Annotated in this window: 17 protein-coding genes; 4 read left to right on the top strand and 13 right to left on the bottom strand. The window is 63.3% G+C overall.

The genetic code is table 11. The features are described 5' to 3' along the window. The first annotated feature begins 82 nt into the window (after positions 1 to 82). The gene (locus tag MESCI2_RS0119655) at positions 83 to 886 is read left to right on the top strand and encodes a hypothetical protein (protein WP_027038064.1); all 804 of its coding nucleotides are present in this window, start codon (positions 83 to 85) and stop codon (positions 884 to 886) included. Between the two features lie 14 nt (positions 887 to 900). Here MESCI2_RS0119655 and ptsP read toward each other — a convergent pair whose 3' ends face one another. From ptsP to MESCI2_RS0119630, 5 genes are all read right to left on the bottom strand, one after another. Beyond that, on the bottom strand, positions 901 to 2,868 hold the full coding sequence (gene ptsP / locus MESCI2_RS0119650) for a phosphoenolpyruvate--protein phosphotransferase (protein ID WP_027038063.1): 1,968 nt from the start codon (positions 2,866 to 2,868) through the stop codon (positions 901 to 903). 56 nt (positions 2,869 to 2,924) lie between these two features. Next, a complete protein-coding gene (locus tag MESCI2_RS0119645; protein WP_013529330.1) occupies positions 2,925 to 3,305 on the bottom strand; it encodes a PTS glucitol/sorbitol transporter subunit IIA in 381 nt (126 codons plus the stop codon). Positions 3,306 to 3,413: 108 nt separating this feature from the next. Continuing rightward, positions 3,414 to 4,415, bottom strand: a complete 1,002-nt coding sequence (gene srlE / locus MESCI2_RS0119640) for a PTS glucitol/sorbitol transporter subunit IIB (protein ID WP_027038062.1) — start codon at positions 4,413 to 4,415, stop codon at positions 3,414 to 3,416. Positions 4,416 to 4,431: 16 nt separating this feature from the next. Then, positions 4,432 to 5,193 carry a PTS glucitol/sorbitol transporter subunit IIC gene (srlA, locus tag MESCI2_RS0119635; protein ID WP_013529328.1) on the bottom strand — a complete coding sequence of 254 codons (762 nt, stop codon included), beginning with the start codon at positions 5,191 to 5,193 and terminating at the stop codon, positions 4,432 to 4,434. A gap of 60 nt (positions 5,194 to 5,253) precedes the next feature. Further along, entirely contained in the window at positions 5,254 to 5,691 is a 438-nt protein-coding gene (locus MESCI2_RS0119630) for a transcriptional regulator GutM (protein ID WP_027038061.1), read from the bottom strand. 195 nt (positions 5,692 to 5,886) lie between these two features. Here MESCI2_RS0119630 and MESCI2_RS0119625 point away from each other — a divergent pair, with 195 nt between their 5' ends. Both MESCI2_RS0119625 and MESCI2_RS0119620 read left to right on the top strand, forming a co-directional pair. Further along, a complete protein-coding gene (locus MESCI2_RS0119625; RefSeq protein WP_027038060.1) occupies positions 5,887 to 6,528 on the top strand; it encodes a hypothetical protein in 642 nt (213 codons plus the stop codon). A gap of 93 nt (positions 6,529 to 6,621) precedes the next feature. After that, positions 6,622 to 7,296 carry an HAD family hydrolase gene (locus MESCI2_RS0119620; protein WP_023811039.1) on the top strand — a complete coding sequence of 225 codons (675 nt, stop codon included), beginning with the start codon at positions 6,622 to 6,624 and terminating at the stop codon, positions 7,294 to 7,296. Here MESCI2_RS0119620 and MESCI2_RS0119615 read toward each other — a convergent pair. The 6 genes from MESCI2_RS0119615 to MESCI2_RS0119590 form a co-directional block, all read right to left on the bottom strand. Then, entirely contained in the window at positions 7,293 to 8,468 is a 1,176-nt protein-coding gene (locus MESCI2_RS0119615; RefSeq protein WP_027038059.1) for a DUF930 domain-containing protein, read from the bottom strand. The two genes, MESCI2_RS0119620 and MESCI2_RS0119615, sit on opposite strands and share 4 nt — an antisense overlap. Before the next feature lie 108 nt (positions 8,469 to 8,576). Beyond that, positions 8,577 to 9,335, bottom strand: coding sequence for a 5'/3'-nucleotidase SurE (locus MESCI2_RS0119610; RefSeq protein WP_027038058.1), 759 nt, complete (start codon positions 9,333 to 9,335; stop codon positions 8,577 to 8,579). After that, complete coding sequence (locus MESCI2_RS0119605) at positions 9,332 to 10,498, bottom strand: MBL fold metallo-hydrolase (protein ID WP_032901048.1); 1,167 nt, start codon at positions 10,496 to 10,498, stop codon at positions 9,332 to 9,334. The genes MESCI2_RS0119610 and MESCI2_RS0119605 overlap by 4 nt, the downstream gene beginning before the upstream one ends. Beyond that, the gene (locus tag MESCI2_RS0119600) at positions 10,498 to 11,577 is read right to left on the bottom strand and encodes an ABC transporter ATP-binding protein (RefSeq protein WP_027038056.1); all 1,080 of its coding nucleotides are present in this window, start codon (positions 11,575 to 11,577) and stop codon (positions 10,498 to 10,500) included. The genes MESCI2_RS0119605 and MESCI2_RS0119600 overlap by 1 nt, the downstream gene beginning before the upstream one ends. After that, complete coding sequence (locus MESCI2_RS0119595) at positions 11,565 to 13,268, bottom strand: ABC transporter permease (RefSeq protein WP_027038055.1); 1,704 nt, start codon at positions 13,266 to 13,268, stop codon at positions 11,565 to 11,567. Before MESCI2_RS0119595 ends, MESCI2_RS0119600 begins: the two co-directional genes overlap by 13 nt. Before the next feature lie 92 nt (positions 13,269 to 13,360). Then, positions 13,361 to 14,347, bottom strand: coding sequence for an ABC transporter substrate-binding protein (locus tag MESCI2_RS0119590; protein ID WP_027038054.1), 987 nt, complete (start codon positions 14,345 to 14,347; stop codon positions 13,361 to 13,363). A gap of 259 nt (positions 14,348 to 14,606) precedes the next feature. Here MESCI2_RS0119590 and MESCI2_RS0119585 point away from each other — a divergent pair, with 259 nt between their 5' ends. Beyond that, positions 14,607 to 15,578, top strand: coding sequence for a sugar-binding transcriptional regulator (locus MESCI2_RS0119585; RefSeq protein WP_027038053.1), 972 nt, complete (start codon positions 14,607 to 14,609; stop codon positions 15,576 to 15,578). 29 nt (positions 15,579 to 15,607) lie between these two features. On the opposite strand, the gene MESCI2_RS0119580 is transcribed toward MESCI2_RS0119585, so the two are convergent. Beyond that, on the bottom strand, positions 15,608 to 15,976 hold the full coding sequence (locus MESCI2_RS0119580) for a hypothetical protein (RefSeq protein ID WP_027038052.1): 369 nt from the start codon (positions 15,974 to 15,976) through the stop codon (positions 15,608 to 15,610). 114 nt (positions 15,977 to 16,090) lie between these two features. Continuing rightward, on the bottom strand, positions 16,091 to 16,750 hold a 660-nt coding region (locus MESCI2_RS0119575; RefSeq protein WP_027038051.1), incomplete at its 5' end, for a 2-oxo acid dehydrogenase subunit E2.

The following is a 16,750-nucleotide window of genomic DNA, read 5'->3' as shown; positions in this document are numbered from 1 at the left end:
CTACCAATCGATAGGAACAATGTAGAGAGTGGCGGCTGCCCCGGTTGGCGGCTATCCGCAGCAAATTTCAAGGCGACCCGCGATGCTCCGACAAATCTCCGAAGATGTCCGCGTCAATCTGAAGGACCGGCTGCGGGAAGTCCGCGAAATCATCCGCCAGAGCCGCCATGACGGCAGCGGCGATGCCAGCATCCTGCGCGAAGCAACCAGCCATCTGCCGCCGTTTCCGGGCAAGGGCATCGAAGGCTTGCTCAGCCATGCCGCCAGTGCCGTCGACGAGGCGCTGTCGATCGCTGAAGCTTTCGTCCCCCATGAGCGCCCGATCAAGGTGGACGGCACGACGGTAAAGGGCCTCGGCACCTATTTCCCGATCGGCAACGAGGATCGCCAGTTGAGCGCGGAGCGCTTGTTCCGGCGCGATATGTATTATCTGACCAAGGCAGTGCTTGCCGGCCTGAACATCGACAATGCCCGCATCCACGAAGCCGATTTCGCGGCCGTCCACGCCACGATGCGCAAGCGGCATGGCGACCTCCTGACCGCGCTGGCCGCGCCAGGTGCCGGACTGCAGGCAATCGCGGCAACCTGTTCGGCACTGCTGGTCGAGTGCCTCGGCCAGCGTCCCGTTCGCTTTGCCGAAACAGTGTCCGAAACGCCGGCGGTGATGGGCAGCAGCGCGCCTGACATAAGCTGCCTGGCACCGCTCGCTTTGGCCTGCGGCCTGGCGACCACCGGCAGGGACGGCGCGCCGGAGCCGGATATGCTGGAGATCGCGATCCTGGCGGCGGATATCCGCCACGACCGCATCGTTCAGGCCTGCGCCAAGGCAAACCCGATCGCTGAACTGACACCGGTGTTCGCCACCTTGCTTGCCCATCTGCCGTAGTCAGCCGGCCTGGGCTAGCCTTCAGCGGCCATGGCCATGATCGCTTTCTTGGCGCGCTGGATGGAAGCCGGGCTCATCGAGAGTTCGGTCAGCCCCATCTTCACGAAGGTCGCAATCAAATCCGGACGGCCGGCCGCCTCACCGCACATGCCGACCATGATACCGGCGGCGACGCCGGCTTTTGCCGTCATTTCGATCGCCGACATGACGGCCGGATTGGTGACATCGTTGAGCTTGGCGACCGTCGGATTGAGCCGGTCGGCGGCCATGATGTACTGGGTCAGATCATTGGTGCCGATCGAGAAGAAAGCGACCTCCTTGGCCAGCGCCGGGGCGATCAGCACGGCAGCCGGGGTTTCGATCATGACGCCGAGATCGAATGACGCGTGCGGCACGCCTTCGGCTTTCAGCTCGACCGTGCATTCGTCAATCAGCACGCGCGTCTGCCTGACTTCAGAGATGTCGGACACCATCGGCAGCATCACCTTGATGTTGCCGTGCACGGCGGCGCGCAGCAGCGCCCGCAGTTGGCGCTTGAAGATGTCGGGCCGGTCGAGACACATGCGGATGCCGCGCCAGCCGAGGAAGGGATTTTCCTCGTCGGGAAATTCGATGCCGGCAATCGGCTTGTCACCGCCGATGTCGAGCGTGCGCACAATGACCGGATAGGGCGCAAAAGCCTTGGCCAGCGCCGCATAGGTCTCGGCCTGCATGTCTTCCGAGGGCAGATGCATATGGCGCATGAACAAAAGCTCGGTGCGGAACAGGCCGATGCCCATGGCGCCAGCCTCTTGCGCCGCTTCGATTTCCTCAAGTGAGCCGATGTTGGCCGCGACCTCGATGATCCTGCCGTCGGCGAGCTTCGGCGTCACCGTCTTGAAGACGGTCAACCCGGCGCGCTCCTTTGCCGCCGCTTCGACGCGGCCGGCGAAATCGGCGCGGGTCGCCTCGTCGGGGTCGATGATCACATGGCCGGCATTGCCGTCGAGCGCGACGTCTCGCGCGGTGCGCAAGGCATTGACCTGGCCGCCGAGGCCGAGCACGGCCGGAATGCCGTGCGAGCGCGCGATGATGGCGATGTGCGAGGTGGCGCCGCCATGGCCGCACACCACGCCGCCGATACGCTTCAGCGGCGCGCGTGCCAGATCCCAGGCGCCGATGTCATCGGCAATCAGGATAGCGCCTTCGGGTATGTTTTCGAGGCTGACATCGTCTTGGCCCAGCAACACCAGGCAGATCTGTCGTCCGACCGCATGAACGTCGTCCGCCCGCGCGTTGAGATAGTGATCGTCGACAGCGCTGAAATCGGCGGCGATGGTGGAGGCGGCGGTGATGACGGCCGAAATCGCATCGTTGCCACCCTTGATCAGGCCCTCGGCCTCGCCGGTCAGACTGTCGTCGGCGGCAATGTCCCGCAGTGCGGCGACGATGCCGCGGTCTCCAGCCGACAGGCTGTCCTGCGCCAACGCATGGTCCATGCGTGCCTGGACCGCGCCGACAGCCGTGCGGAACCTGTCGATCTCGCCTTCTATCTCCTCGGCCCGCAACACGCGGCCTTGTCCGGCGATATCGGGCGGGAAATGCGCAAAGGCCGGGCCGATGGCAAAACCTTCGCTTGCCGCCACCCCGCGCAAGGCGTTTGCTGCTCCAGATGCCGTCGGCGCGGATCCGACCGCCGCCTTCGGCCCGGCATCGCCTGTCGGCTGGGAGTCCTCGTCATCAAGGCCGGCCTTTGGATTCTCGAGATAGCCGATCAACGCCTCGATCGCCTCGATCGCGTCGGCACCGTGCGCCCGCACTGTGACTTCCTGGTTTTCCTTGACTGCCAAAAGCATCAGCTTGACCGAACTCTTGGCGCTGACCGCCTTGCCGTCCTTGACCAGTTCGACATCGGATTCGAAGCCTTTGGCGAGCTTCACGAACCGCGTCGCGGGACGGGCGTGCAAACCTTCATGCACTCTGACGATGGTCGAGCGTTCCATGGCAAATACTCTGGTTTTGGGCGCCGCTCCCAACATAGGCCGCGGCGCGAATGCTGTCAGGCGGCGATGGTGATGATCGCGCCCGTCTTCAGGGCGGCCACGAGCGCTTGCGGGTCGACTTGCGACGCACAGATCTCGCCCGGCCTCTCGGCCTCGGTAGCGCCGTTGAACGAAATGACGACATGACCCATTTCCAGCACCTTGCTCCACGCGCTGGAGCCTACCGCCGTGATAACAGCGGCAACCGGGCCGAGGGTGATCGAAGCGCCCTTGGCGGGCGCTCCGTCACTTGGTCCCTGCTCCGCCTTGTGGAGCACCGAAACCTCGGCAAGCTCCGGCGGCGAGCCATCCGCAAACAGGATGACCACGCCCCCTTCGGCAAGGTCCGCCACTTCGGGGCCGATGGCAGTGACCCGTGTTCTCAGCAGAACCGTCATATGGCGAACCTCATTTTCTCAACTTTCCCTAGAGCGGTGAACCGCTCTATCTCTTTGTTTTGACGCAATTTCCAAGGGAAAGCATTGTGCGCTTTTCCCGGAATTGCCTTAGAACACGATCAGGCTGACGACCCAGGCGATCAGCACCGAGACCGGACCCATGATCTGGCGGCTGATGAGCACCGCCGGAACGCCGATTTCGATCGTCTTAGGCTTGGCCTCACCGAGCGCCAGGCCGACTGGGACGAAGTCGCAGCCCACCTGGGTATTGTAGGCAAACAGCGCCGGCAGTGCCATTGCCGGCGAAATCGTGCCATTGGCGATCTGGGGGCCGATGATGGCAACGCCGATGACCTGCGCGATGACAGCGCCTGGCCCGAGGATGGGCGACAGGAACGGCAGGCCGCAGATCGCCGAGATGATCAGCAGGCCGACGATGTTGTTGGCCAGCGGACCCATCGGCTGCGCCAGCACATCGCCGATGCCGGTATACAGGATCAGACCGATGAGCATGGTCACGAAGGCCATGAACGGCAGCACGTTGCGAATGACCTGATCGATGGTGCGACGGCCGGCATTGAAGAAGATGCCGACGATACGTCCCATGACGCGGCCGATCGTGCTGATGAGCCCGATCAGCCCACCTTCGCTCGGCAGCGGCTGTGGTGCCGCGGCCGCATTGTTGCTTGAACTCATCGCTGCTGCTCCCCCTGCAGTCGTGACCGTTTCGGATCCGTCCGCCATTGTGATGTTGGCCGGCTTCACGCCCGAAACGTAGATGTCCTCGGTGATGAACTGGGCCAGCGGCCCGGATTGGCCGACCGGCGTCAGGTTGACGGTCGGGATGCGCTTGCGTGGATAGACGCCGCATCGTGCGGTGCCGCCGCAGTCGACGACGACCACCGCCATCTCGCTTTCGATCGGCGGCGCCCTGAAGCCGTCGACGGCTTCGCCACCGGTCATGTCGGCGATAAGCTGCGCCACCGGGTGAATGCCACCGCCGGTGACGGAAACAACCTTGCTGCGCTGTTCGGTCGGCTCGATGACGAGCGGGCCGCCCCAGCCGGTTTTGCCCTGGGTGATCCTTACGGCTTTGTATGTCTTGGCCATGATGTCCTCCCCGCCCTTACAGCTCGACGCCCTGGCGGCGTGCCATGATCGCGGTGATGCGTTCGGTCAGCATGCCCTTGAGCAGGATGACGACGAGGCCGACGATGGCGTACCAGATCGCCACCTTGACGTGGTAGCCGGCGACGACGACGCCCTTCTTTTCCAGCTCCAGCAGCGCGACGAGAATGCCGCCCCAGACGAAATACTCGCCGGGATTGATGTGCGGGAACAGACCGAGCGGCGGGTGCACATAGGATACGGCCGCGTCATAGAAGGCCGGCTTGTGCTTTTCTTCCAGGAACGATCCGAACGTATAGGCCATCGGATTGGTGAGGAAGAACACCGCCAGCAGCGGCAACAGCGTGTAGCGCGTCAGCGCGATCCGGCCGGCCCCGCGCGCCAGACCATGCACGCGCTCTTCACCGACCAGTTCGGTGACGGCGTAGAAGGCCGTCATCAGCACCACCAGCGTCGGAATGATGCCGGTGACGAAGCCGGCGAAGACCTCGCCGCCCTTCTGGAAGATGCCGATGAAGTATTTGCCGATGGCAGTCAGCCAGCCGAGCTGCTCTTCCTGCTGGACGTCCTTCAGCTTTTCCTTGAACTGATCGACGGTGATCGGTCCGCTGTCCGCTTGTGCGAGGACAACGAGATGGTCGGAGGCATGCTCGACGGCGAGCTTGCCATGCAATGCGGCATCCGAGACCATGGCACCTGCGACATGCAGATTGTGCACGGCCATGTCGGCATGCTGCGCTAACAACGAAAATACAGACATTTCTCCTCCTTATGCCGCCCGCCGGTTGATCCCAGTCGGTGCGCGGCGTCCTCTCGTCCTCTAGGCCCTTGCTATGTTCAAGCCGGACAGACCCGGCTTCTTTCCCGGCTCCGACCGTGTCTTGTCGATCTGTTCGATCGCCCGTTTCACGGCCTCGGCCACACCGGGTTCCCCCTCCCCCATGATTGCAGGGTTGGACCGGAGTCTATCGAGGGGAACACCCTCGAATTCTTCATGTCTCTTGAACTTGGTGAAGACGGAACGGCCGCTCATCACCATCAGGCGGCGCACGATCAGGTCGGGTGTCACCACGACGAGCGCGATGGTGCCCTTGGCCAAACGGCCGCGAAAATTGCCGGCTCCGACGAAGCCGTCCTTGTACTGGTCGGTGACGCCCCTGAAGACATCCGAATAGTGCCGCATCTGCAGCCAGACGCCGAGCGACTGCAGCGCCCACACAATAACCAGCAGAAGCAGTCCCCACTGCCAAATCGCCATTCGGTTCTCCTCCCGAAGCCTCAGTTGAACCGCACCTTGGACCGGCGCGTGACAACAGCAAAGTGAGAACATTTGTTTCCAAGAATGTCAATATGTATGATATTGGCCTCGGCTGCGGTCATCCACAGGGACGCTGACCGATTTCGGCCGTGGTGCCATTGTGCTAGGCTGACCGGGAAACAGGATACGAGGAAGATGGATCTGCCCTTCAGGGACGAACTGGCCTTGATGCCCGATCTTCGCCATCGGCTGCGGCAGTTGCGCTGGTTCCGCGCCACCTTTCGCGGCAGCGCGAAGGTGGTCTCGGACACGTTCGGCGTGCGCTTCGAGATCGACGAGGCAAAGCTCACCAGGGCCTTTCTCGACTGGGTCGAGATCATGGAGGCGCAGAAGCGCTTCGCCGCGATCAACCGCGCCGACTTCATCGTCTTTGCCGCCGGCCTCGTGCTGCGCGAACTGATAAAACAGGCGCCGGCCAGGGAAATCTCCGGCCTCACGCAGCTGATCGAGACGGAAACGAACGCCGGCACGCTGGAAATCGTCCGCTTCTGGCCGGAGGGTTTCCTCTACACCAACTACTGCGTCTCGGTGATTTCGGCGATCCACGAGCAGGAATTCGGCACCGCACCCGGCATCGACAAATGCGCCGACGATTTGCGCACATGGTGGTCCTATCGCGAGAATGTGACCGAGATGCCGGCCTATGCGGTGGCTTTCCTCGACCGCTTTCTCGGCGCCGAACCGAACTGGATCACCCCGGACCGCGCACAGTCCCGGCAAGCCATGCAACGGGCGCTCGGGTCTTCCCGTGCGAGCGATGCGTTGCGCCAGCTTTGAGCCCGCTCTTCGCGCCCCCAAAACGCACGCACTATTGAACATTTGACTTTTTGCCGATAGCGATGTGCGAAAATTGACTCGAGAGGGAAACGCGTGGCGCGACCAAGGCCTATTATTTTCGATTGCGACGGCGTTCTTGTCGACAGCGAGCCGCTGGCCGCCCGCGCCTATGAGCGCGTCTACGAAAAGCACGGCATGCCCGGTGTCAACACCAGCATCATCGCCCAATGCGTCGGCATGAAGCAGTCCGATATCATCGCCAGGATCAAGGAATTGACCGGGCACCAATTTCCGGCGGCGGCGGACGGCGACATCTGGGCCGAGACCAAGGTGCTGTTCTCGCAGGAATTGAAGCCGACACCGGGAATCACTGCGTTTCTCGCGACGCTTGCGGGCGACCGCTGTGTCGCCTCGTCCTCCTCCGTCGAGCGCATAAACCACAGCCTTGCCGTGACCGGGCTGGCGCGTTTCTTCGGCGACGCGATCTACAGCTCCTCGATGGTCAAGAACGGCAAGCCCGCGCCGGACATCTTCCTCTTCGCGGCGGACAAGATCGGCGCCAATCCCGTTGACTGCATCGTCATCGAGGACTCGCCCTTCGGCATCCAGGGCGCTGTCGCCGCCGGCATGACGGCGATCGGCTACACCGGCGGCGGCCATACCTATGCCGAGCACGCCGCGCGGCTGACAGCTGCCGGTGCCGATTTCGTCTGCGCCGACTGGCAAGAAGTTAGCCGGCAATTGGCTAGGTTTGGTGTGCCGGCCTAGTTTAGGCGATACTTTGTGAATCCACGGCTGGCCCATTCGCCAGGCGGCACCAATGAGCCCACACGGAAGTTGAAGGACAGGACCCTGGTCGCATCGGCGTCGACTTCGCATCGAAAATTTAGGTTATACCAGGCGTTTCTGGTGCTGAAGGCGGCCTGCGGAGGATTGAGAACATTGCCTTTGTCCAGCGTGATGGTTGGCACCCATTTGACCGTATAGTCGGCAGTTTGCAATTCCCGGCTCAGAACGTTGCCGCAAAGGGTGGCCACGCGCTGACCGCGCGGCACATTCTCCATGGAGCTTGTAGCGAACGCATTGCCGGTTGCCCCTTGCGAGTAAAGCTTTCTGACGCCAGGAAGGCCGGAATAGATCGGTGATCCCGCAAGGGCGTTGTTGGTGGGATTTGACCTTCCAGCATTCCCGCTCGGCGCTTTGAAAGCTCTTGCGGGTTTGAACGTCATTGTCTTGGCAGGTTTGGCTTTGGGCTTTGCCTTTTCGGTCGAGGCTGGAGGCGCCGGCTTGTCACCGGTCTCAGCCGTCAATGGCTTTGGCGTCACGACGGCTTGCTTTTCGTCGGGTTGCGGTGCGGGTTCCTGTTTGTCCGGCTGCTGTTTGTCGGTATCCTCGGTCGCCGCCTTTTCCTCGCTTTGCGCGGGCTTTTCGTCCGGCGCAACGGTGGCTGGCTTCTCGTCAGGCTTGCTGGACTCCGCCTTCTGCGGTGGCGTTGCAGCCGGGGCTGGCTGGGTCGGCGTGGGTGTCGGTGCCACAGGCGGCTTCGCCGCCTCATCCTTGGCCGGCGATGGCGTGTTGGGTTTAGCGCTGCTTCCGTCGAGCGATTTCTCCGGCCCGGTATCTTTCTGGCCGTACTGGAAGACGCGCTTCAGAACCTGCTCGTCTGGCGGTTTCGGCGGTTCTGGAGGCGGCTTTTGTTCAGGCGGCTTTTCAGCCTTCTTTTCAGGTGTTGGTTCCGGTGGCTTTGGAGCAGGTTTCGGCTTGGGCTTCTCGGGTGGCGGCACGATCGCGACATTGACGGGCTGTTCCTGCTGAACCGGCTGCTGCTCGGGTCTCGGCAGGCCATAGACCAGAAACGCCGCGATGAGCGCATGCAGGATCAGCGATGCGGGCAAAGCCCACAGCAGATGCCGCCGCCGTTCTCCTGTCTCGCCCTTCATCCTCACCGATGTGGAATGAAATAGCGGCGGCTTCAAGCATAGGTAGTGGATTGGCTTGATTTAACCGCTGACAGGTTGGTGATCGGATGACGACGCGCAGACCCCAGGTCAGCCAGTTTGCCGCTGGCTCGCGATCCCGTCCAGAAACCGTTCGTCCAGCCGTGTCTCGCCAAACCAGTTCAGCCGGTTGATGCTGATAAAGCCGGCATCGATCGCCTCGTTTTCGTCACCCGGCTCACTTGCATGAGCGCGCCCGCGCGGCACGGTGATGACCGTGCGTTCGCCGTCGCTTTCCATGATCTCGGCCTTGCGGGCGATCTTGTCGCGGCCGATGCGCGGCTGCCGGATTTCGGCCGGCAGCAAGGTCGGCAGGTTGATGCTCAGCCAATGCCCCTCAGCGGCCCAGTCGGCGCGCGATTGCCACAATGAAGCGATCAGCGCGCCAAGCCATTGGTCGTCGCCATCGGTGAAATCAGGATTTTTCACGCGTGAGAAGCCGATGGCTGGAACGCCCCAGAAGGTCGCCTCCCGCGCAATGCCGAGCGTGCCGGAATAGGCAAGGTCCTCGGCAACGTTGCGGCCATCGTTGACGCCCGACAGCACAAGGCCCGGTCTCTCGGAATCGGCGAACAGCCACGTCATGGCGCTTACCACGCAATCGGCCGGGGTGCCGGAACAGGCGTACCAGTTCGGTTTGACGCCCCGCATGGTCAACGGCCTGGCAATCGTCAATGACGAGCCGGCTGCGGTGCGCTTGCCGTCGGGCGCGACCACCCAGACATCGTCGCTCAACGCGCTGGCCGCATTGACCAGACGGGCAAGCCCCGGCGCTTCGATGCCGTCGTCGTTGCAGATCAGAATTCTCATCGTTTTCTTGCCTCCGACACCACTATGCGCTGGCCGGTGCGGCATTGCGTGCGCAGCGACGGGATGTGGGTTTGCAGATCGCCGAGAAGGTCCGGCGTGCAGGAGTGACCGAGTGCTGCGGGACGCCCGGCCTTCTCCCAGATGTCGACATTGCCCGACAGCGTCGGATGGGTCGGCATGCGCACCCAGTCCGCTCGGCCGGCCTTGTGCAACAGATCGCCCGGCGAGCCTGACGGCAGATGGCCGGTAAGCAGCACCGGAAAACCGGAATGGTCGGCACGCGGCAAGAGGCGCGACGAAGGGCCGGCTTCACCCATGCCGTCATCCGCCAGCAAAGGCATGGACGGCAGGGGATCGGCATCGATCCAGTCGGCTGCTTCCTGCAAGCGGCGGCGCAGCAATTCTGAGACACCCGGCAACAAGGCCGCCGTGGCGCCGATCTGCGCTTCCAGGGACGAACGCATGCCGGCATGGATGGCGAACGGCCCCGGCAAGGCCGCGATCAGCTCCAGCGACCGACCCGAGAGCGGCGTCGGCAAAAGACACCCGTCCGAATGCCTCGCCACCCACTGCGAGATTTCGCGCGCACGCGCCGTCCCCGGCACCGGATCGGCGCCGTAGGACGCATCGAGAACAAGCAGGTCGCAGTGCGGGATCGTGTCCATGACGAAGACATTGCTGTCCGGCACCACATCGGCCGAATAGGCGACGCGGCTCTCGCCGTCGTCCACCGCAAACCAGACGCCGCCCACGACATGCCCGGAGCGTCCCGTCCGGATCGTGAGGTTGCCGCTGTTCAACGTGTCGCCCGGCTCGAACAATTCGATGCGGTCTTCGGGAAAAGGGAACCGCCTGAAATCCTCGGGCTCGGCATAGCCGGCAAGCGTGGCCGGGGCCTCGTCTCGGGTCTCGGCCGTCATGAAGATCGGACCGGCATAACCGCGCGACAGCAGCCAGCTCAGCGCACCGATATGATCCTCATGCGCGTGCGAGACGAACAGCGCATCGATGTCGGCAATCGAACCATCCAGCGCCGGATAATAGTCCGCTCCCGAGGCGCCGACCTTGATGCCGACGTCGAGCAAGATGCGATCCTTGCCGCTGCCGACAGCGAGGCTGGTGCGGCCTTTTTCGCCAAAGCCGCCGAGCAGATCGAGCATCATCACGCTGCTGCCCCCGCCGCCGGGATCAGCCAGCCGGACCGTATCCGCAGACGCGCCTGGGCTCCGCTCTCCAGCACAACCGGGTCGGGCTGTTCGAAATGCAAGGTGAGGTCGGGACTGGTCGAAGGCGTGAATTCGATGCGCGCCGAGCCACCCTGGTAGATCACCCGTTTGACCAAGCCATCGAAGCCGGGGCCATCCGGCGACACGTCGAGATCGGCCGACCGGCAGCAGATCTTGGCCCCGATTCGCGGCCGCTCGCCTGGCCGGCAGCGGACAATCAGTTCAGTCCCGAGAACCCGGATCTTGCAGTGGCCCGCCTGCTCCGCGCTCAGCACGTCGGCGGGCAGCAAAATGCCCTGCGAAATGAAGGACGCCACCATTTCATTTGCCGGCTCATGATAGAGTTCTCGCGGCGTCGCCAGCTGGGCAAGGCGCCCGCCATCCATCACCGCGATGCGGTCGGCCAGCGCCATCGCCTCGGCCTGATCATGGGTGATGTAGACGATGGTGGTGCCGGTGCGTTTGTGGAAGGATGCGAACTCGTCCTCCATCGATGCCCTCAGATGCACGTCGAGATTGGCGAGCGGCTCATCGAACAGCACCAGCGAGGGCGCGGCGACCAGGCAGCGCGCCAGCGCCACGCGCTGGCGTTGGCCGCCGGAAAGATTGGCCGGCCGGCGCTCGCCCAGCCCTTGCAGATTGACCAGGGCGAGTGCGTCTTCAACCTTCCGGCGGGCGACAGCCTTGTCGAGCTTCGCCACCTTCAGCGAATAGCCGATGTTCTCGGCCACCGTCATATGCGGCCACAGCGCATAGTTCTGGAAGACGATGCCGACGCGCCGTTTTTCCGGCGCGACGCTGCCGCCCTTGCGCGACACCACCTCATTGCCGATGCGGATTTCGCCTGACGTCACTTTCTCGAATCCGGCGACGAGCCTTAGCAACGTCGTCTTGCCGCAGCCGGAAGGGCCGAGCACTGCCAGGAACTCGCCGTCGGCGACGTCGATCGATACGTCCTTGACGGCATCGAAATTGGCGAAGCTCTTGGTCACATTGTCCAGGCTCAATCGCGCCATGGCAGCACTCCGGTCGGAAGGTAGGGGGCAAGCAGATTGGTCACCAGCATCAGCGCGAAAGTGACCGCCACGGTGATGACGGACATCGCCGCCGCATAGTTGGAATCGCCGCCCTGCTCGAAGGAGAACATCACCACGCCGATGGTTTCCGAGCCCGACGACCACAGCAGCGCCGAAACGGTGAGTTCGCTCAGCGCCGTCATGAAGATCAGCAGGCCGCCGGCGATCGCCGCCGGTGCCACCAGGGGAAAGATGATCGTGCGCATGCGGGTGAACAGCCCGGCGCCGGCCACTTGCGCAGCCTCCTCCAGCGCCCGGTCGATCTGGTGATAGCCGCTGATGGTCGGCCGCAGCGCCAGCACCAGGAAGCGGGCGAGATAGGCGTAGAGGATGATCCAGACGGTGTTGTAGAGCTGGATGCCGGTGAGCGGGATCGGCCGCAGGAACATGAGCAGCGAGGCGATCGCCAGCACCACGCCTGGCAAGGCATAGGGGAGCTCGACCGACAGATTGAGCAGCCGTACCCAGCGCTGCTTGCCCCAGGCGATCAGATAGCCGATCGGCACTGCGACCAGAACCGCGAAGAAGGCCGCCGCGATCGACAGCCAGAAGCTGTTGAAGAAGGCGCGGCTGGCCGCGTCATGCTCGAACAGCACAAAGCGATAATTGTCGAGCGTCGCCGTCTTGGCTGTGAGCGCAATGCCATAGCCCGGCACCAGCGATGTCAGAACCAGCCCGAACAGCGGCAGGACCAGCACCACGATGATCAGCAGCCACATGCCGGCCTGCACGGCCGGCCGCCAGCGGCCGAGTTCGTATGGCTCAGCCGGCAGCGATGTAGAGCTGATGCGATAGTCGCGGCGGCGGCTCATCACCTCCTGGGCGAAGATACCAGCCATGGCAATGACGCCAATCAGCACCGACAGGAACGCGGTTTCGCCGAGCACGGCCGGGCCGCCGCCGGCCAATTTTTGATAAATCAGCGTTGGCAGCACGAGATAGTTGGCAGGAATGCCGAGAAAGGCGGGAATGCCGAAATTCCCGACGCAGGAGACGAAAGCCAGTGCCGCTGCCGCCATGATCGACGGCGTCATCAGCGGCAGCACGATGGTGATCAGCACGGAGAACCAGCCGGCGCCGCCGGCCCGCGCCGCTTCGACCAGCTCGCGCGGCAGCTTGCGCAGGCCGGCGCGCACCAGCAGGAAAACCAGCGGCCCATACTGCACGCCGAGCAGCAGGATAATGCCCGAGGTCGAATAGAGCGGGTTCCTGGTACCGAGCGGCGGTGCCGCCCCGAACAGTTTCAGGAACGGGCTTGCCGGGCCGAACAGTTGCAGCCAGGCCAGCGCCGTCACCTGCGGCGCGATCATCAAGGGCATGACGTAACAGAGCACCATGGCGCTGCGAGCGCGGATATCGGTCAGAGTGACGAGGACGGCCACCAGCGTTCCCGACAGCACCGCAAGCAGGGTGCCGCCGATACCGACGACCAGTGTGTGCCAGGTGGCGATCCAGGTCGCCGGACTGGCGAGCCCCGCCTTTATCGCGACGGTCGACAGCGTGCCACCGGGTGCCACGATCTCCTTGATCAGGCGCAGCATCGGCAGCAGCGAAAGCAGGACGATGACGATGGCTACCGCCGCCGTCAGGACCATTTCCTGGCCCCGGCTTTCCCTGATCCGTGTGGACATGATTGCGTTTCCTGGGGTCGATCAGCCGATGCGATCGGGGTTTTTCCCGTCAGGGATGCCGCTGGGACGGCATCCCTGACGGGATTGCCGGCTCAGCCGCCGAACAGTTCCGAGAACTTCGCCTTGTCGGCGTCGGTTTTGGCGACGATTGCCTTGGTGTCGAACGACATCACCTTGACCTTGACGCCTTCCGGCAGCCATTCGGGGCGGCCGACCGAGGCGCGCGCCGGCAGATAGCCCATCGAAAGCGCCAGCTTCTGGCCGTCATCGGAAAGAATGAAGTCGACGAACTTCTTGGCGCCATCGACATTCCTGGCGGTCTTCATGATGGCGACCGGTTCGGTCACTGCCGGCACACCTTCCGAGGGGAACACGAACTCGACCGGGGAACCCTTCTTCTTGGCATTCATCGCCATGAAGTCGACGAGGATGCCATAGGGCTTCTCGCCCGATGCCACCGACTTCAGCACCGCACCATTGCCGCGCACGCTGACGGTGTTGTTGGTCTTCAGCTTCTGGAAGAAATCCCAGCCATAATTGGTATCGCCGACGAAGCCCGAAAGCAGGTAGGCGGCCGCACCCGAATAGAGCGGGCTCGGCATGACCAGGCCATCTGCATAGGCCGGCTTGGCGAGATCGGCCCAATGCTGCGGCTTCTCGGTCGCCGCAGTGTTGTAGACGATGCCGGTGGTGATCAGCTTGCTGCCGAAATAGGTCTTGTCGGCATCATAGGCATCCGCCTCGATGCCTTCGAGCTTTGCCTCGGGATAGGGCAGCAGCCGGTCGTCCTTCTTCAACAGCTCCATCGAGACCGCATCGGCGATCAGAAGCACGTCGGGCTGCGGGCTGCCGGCGGCAAACTCGGCCGCCATCTTGGTCAGGATGTCGCTCGTTCCCGAGCGATAGATATTCACATCGATACCCGGCTGTGCCTTCTTGAAGGCATCCACGGTCTTGGCCGCGTCGGCTTCTGGTTGGGACGTGTAGAGCGTCAGTGTTTCGGCGTTTGCCACCCCGGCAAACAAGGTTGCCGCGAGCGCCAGCTGGCTGGCCAGCAGCTTGATGAAGTGCGTCTTCAATGAGACCTCCTGTCTTGTCTGTGCATGACCGGTCCGGCTCTGGCCGGCTCCCCGTCTCTTCCTCCCTGCACGGCGCATATGACTGGTGGATGACACAGCGCGTGAAACCCACAAAATATGTTCATATGTACGATGTCAATTACAAATGAACAGAAATGTGCGACAATCGACACGCCGAAGATCCGGCATCAGTTGACATCCGGCCGGTGTTTCCTTGATGAGCACCGGGCAGGCCACGGCTCATGAGGGACAGGAACCGATGACCACAGAAAAACCCAGACAGGCTCGCCTGCCGATGGTCTCGTCGGACCTTACCGTCAAGACGGCATGGCTCTACTATGTCGAAGGTTTCACCCAGGAACAGATCGCTGAAAAGCTCGATGTCTCCAGGGTGAAGGTCATGCGTACCCTGGCCTCGTGCACCGCCGAAGGCATCGTCGTCACCATGATCAACGCGCCGACCGCCGGACAGGTGGCGCTCGAGCGGGAGCTGGAAAAGCGCTGGGGTCTGAATGCCGCCGTCGTCATCCCGACGCCTTCGGCGCATGACCATCTGGAGAAGGCCATCGGCCACGCCGTCGCGGCCTATCTCGGCGAGCAGATGCAGGACGGCATGACGCTGGCGATCGGTGGCGGCGCGACCCTGCATGCCAGCCTCGGCTTCCTTGCCCGCCGGCAGTTGAAGCGTGCCTGCGTGGTGGCGCTCGTCGGCAGCCTGCCGCATTCGCAATGGATCAATCCATCGATCGTCGCAGCCAAGGTCGCAGACGTCTTCGAGGTCGACAGCTACCAGATCACCGCGCCGGTGACGGTCGACAATTCCTCGCTGCGTGATCTCCTCTGGGCACAGCCGACCCTGCAGGATGTGCGCCAACGCGCGGCGACCGCCGACATCGCGCTGCTCACCGTCGGCGACATGTCGCCGGACGCCACCATCTTCCGGCACGGCATCGTGCCGTCATCGCTGATCGCTCCGCTGAAAGCGAAGGGCGCGGTCGCCAACATGCTGTGCTATTTCGTCGATGCCGCCGGCGGACTGGTCGACCACGAGGTCAACAGCCGCGTCATGGCCATCGATCTCGATGTGGTCAGCAACGTGCCTAATGTCGTTCTTGCCGCGGGCGGCAAGCGCAAGGTCGCGGCGATCCTCGCCGCGCTGAAAGCCGTCGACACCAACGTGCTGATCACCGACAGCGATACCGCCACGGCGCTGCTTGCCAAGGGCGGCTGAGCCGGTTCGACTGGCTCCGGTGTTTCCCGCTAAATGAGTCCGCGCTCTCGCAAAAAATCCTCGACGCCGACATGGGTCATGGATTCGAATTCGGCGATCGCCTCGGCCACCCGCTTGCGCTGCGCCGCCAACAGTGTGAACACCTGCTTCATCTCGCCGGAAACACCGAAACGGCTCCACCGCTCGGCGATGTGGGTGGGCAAGCCGATGTCGGCGCAGAACGCGTCCAGACTGTCATAGCCGAGGCTGGCGACAAGTTGCCTGGTCTCGTCCGCCGACATGCGCGGCTCGAAGGCGTGGTCGTGCAGGCGCTGCGCCACCAGCTTGATGTCGGATGGCGACGCGCCCATGACCTTGCCGAACAGGGTTTTGACGTCAGACGGGTCGAATGCAGGCATATTTGGCCTCCCTGGATCGCAATCCAGATAGAACATGGGTCAAGGGTCGGCGCCTGACAAGTCGTTTCTGCCGTAAGCCGGCGCATCATTCGGCGCCGGCTTCTGCTTGGTGGATCAGACCAGCAGGCCCATCGGATTTTCAAGGAGGTTCTTGAAGGCGACCAGCAGTTCGGCACCCAGCGCACCGTCGACGGCGCGATGGTCGGTCGACAGCGTCACCGACATCACGGTGGCGATCTTGATCTCGCCGTTCTTGACCACCGCCCGCTCCTCCCCGGCGCCGACCGCAAGGATGGTCGCATGCGGCGGGTTGATGACGGCAGCAAAATCCTTGATGCCGAACATGCCGAGGTTGGACACCGCCGTGGTGCCGCCCTGATACTCTTCCGGCTTCAGCTTGCGGCTGCGCGCGCGGCTGGCCAGATCCTTCATCTCGTTGGAGATGGTGGACAGTGTCTTTTCGTCGGCCTTGCGGATAATCGGCGTGATCAGCCCACCGGGGATCGACACGGCAACGCCGACATCGGCATGCTTGTGCTTGACCATGGCGCTTTCGGTCCATGAGGCATTGGCATCCGGCACCGCCTTCAGTGCCATCGCCATCGCCTTGATCACCATGTCGTTGACCGACAGCTTGTAGGCNGGNGCNTCGCCCTTGTCGGTTTTCTTCACCGGGGCAGCCGCATTGATCTGCGTGCGCAGCGCCAACAGTGCATCCAGCTCGCAGTCGAGCGTCAGGTAGAAATGCGGGATGGTGGTCTTGGCCTCGACCAG

Origin of the sequence: Mesorhizobium ciceri WSM4083 (assembly GCF_000519305.1) — a bacterium.
In the GTDB taxonomy this organism is placed as follows: domain Bacteria; phylum Pseudomonadota; class Alphaproteobacteria; order Rhizobiales; family Rhizobiaceae; genus Mesorhizobium; species Mesorhizobium ciceri_B.
This window is presented reverse-complemented; position numbering and strand designations above follow the sequence as displayed.